The organism is Lactiplantibacillus sp. YT640, assembly GCF_049745435.1.
In the GTDB taxonomy this organism is placed as follows: domain Bacteria; phylum Bacillota; class Bacilli; order Lactobacillales; family Lactobacillaceae; genus Lactiplantibacillus; species Lactiplantibacillus plantarum.
The window spans coordinates 1-1,270 of the sequence record NZ_JBMNVY010000087.1; the positions used below are offsets into that span (position 1 = coordinate 1).

The 1,270-nt window shown below is 43.5% G+C and carries 2 protein-coding genes; both read right to left on the bottom strand.

Going from position 1 to position 1,270, the window contains the following annotated elements; genetic code table 11:
- Positions 1-15: 15 nt before the first annotated feature.
- Positions 16-687, bottom strand: a complete 672-nt coding sequence (locus ACOV1R_RS16035; RefSeq protein ID WP_025025373.1) for a TetR/AcrR family transcriptional regulator — start codon at positions 685-687, stop codon at positions 16-18.
- 4 nt (positions 688-691) lie between these two features.
- A partial coding sequence (locus ACOV1R_RS16040) for an ABC transporter permease (protein ID WP_219033567.1) occupies positions 692-1,270 on the bottom strand: 579 nt, incomplete at its 5' end.

The window sequence follows — 1,270 nt, forward strand, 5'->3', positions numbered from 1 at the left end:
CAAGTAACAGTTAGCTCACTGACCAGTAATTTGATCATGTTCACCCGGGGTCAATATTTTGGTCATCACCGTAATCAAATACGCTTGTTCGCGCTCAATTTCAGTTCCCGGCAATTCCAGCATTAACTGCGCTAGGTAACCGAATAGCTGCGATAACAAACTTTGCAGTATCAAATCATTCGGCCAATCCACAATCAAATGATCTGCTTTTAGTTGATTTATGACACTTCCCATCTGCTTGACCATCTTAGGCGCAATCTGGCTAAGAATCTGTTCGCGTCGTTCGGTGTCAAAAGCTACCATTTCAAAAATGACCTTTAACTCTTTCACGTTAGCTTTAGCAAATGCAACTCGGTCCGTAAAAATTGCTGTGACGAATGCCTGTAGACTGGGATAACGCTGCCGTAATTTATCCTCTGAAAAATCACTCGCTAAGATTGGCACAATGTGCGCGGTAATTGGTGCTAAGATGGCATCCCGTAAGGCAGCCTTAGTCTTATACCGCCGATAGACCGTCCCCTCCGCAACGCCGGCCCGTTGTGCAATATCACTAGTACTGGTCTGGTCAAAACCCTTTTCAGCAAACAAATCGAGACTTGCCTGGAGGATGGCCCGTTGCTTAGGTGTAATCGTTTCATTCTGACTTAGATCCTGTTGAAAATAATCCCGTATCCGTGGTCGTTCCATATCCTCACACCTTCCGATAACGTTTCATTCCAACAATATTCAACATTGTTAGTACGACCATAAACCCTACTAATATTAACAAATTGACACCAATATCGCCAAGCCCAGCACCCTTTGTCACAACAGCCGTCAACGCATTAGCACCATAGTATAACGGCATGATGTGGGCAATTGCTTGCAACCAACTGGCCATGCCATCGACTGGAACCAACCCAGCAAAAAAGATTTGTGGTACAACAATCAGTGGAATAAACTGAATCATTTGAAATTCTGAGTTAGCAAAGGTGGAAATAAAGATACCCAAGGTCAAAGCCACTAACGCTAATAATAAGTTAGTCAGAAAGACCAGCCAAATACTACCAACTAAGTGAATCTTGAAGACCGTAATTGTAAAAACAACGGTCAGGACAGTCTGAATGATGGCAAAGCCCCCATAACCAATTAGATAGCCCATAATAATTTCACTCCGTCGAATTGGGGTTGCAAGTAGCCGGCTTAGGGTTCCAGTAGTGCGTTCATTCAAAAGTGAAACGCCAGAAATCAAGAACACAAAGAAGAAGACAAAGAAACCGAGAAAGGCTGG